This is a genomic window from Vibrio sp. 03_296 (assembly GCF_002265885.1).
The window spans coordinates 1-371 of sequence record NZ_NPKW01001032.1; the positions used below are offsets into that span (position 1 = coordinate 1).

Sequence of the window (371 nt, forward strand, 5' to 3'; positions counted from 1 at the left end):
ATACCGAGTCCATCATGGACGGATGTGCTTGCGCCAATTCTTGATATCAACCATGTGCTCAAACATTTAAAGGGGTGGATGAAGCCCAGCCGAAGAGCGACAGAGTGGCTGTTTAAAGGCAACCAACTGGAGGTTCGTTATCAGCCGAAAGGCGTGGTAGGCATTATCTGCCCTTGGAACTTCCCTTTGTACTCTCGATAGCCCACTGATCACGGCGCTAGCCGCGGGCAACCGCTGCATGATTAAGATGCCACCCAATTGCCCGCAAACCACGCGACAGCTCCGTCGTATGCTTGCCGAAATCTACCCAACAAATCTAGTTCGTATCGTTGAAGGCACGCATCCAGAAGCGATGGACATTTCACATTTGC

Annotated in this window: 1 pseudogene; it reads left to right on the forward strand. The window is 51.5% G+C overall.

The window, feature by feature from the left end:
- A pseudogene (locus CIK04_RS29650) lies at positions 1 to 371 on the forward strand (aldehyde dehydrogenase family protein); the annotation flags it as partial.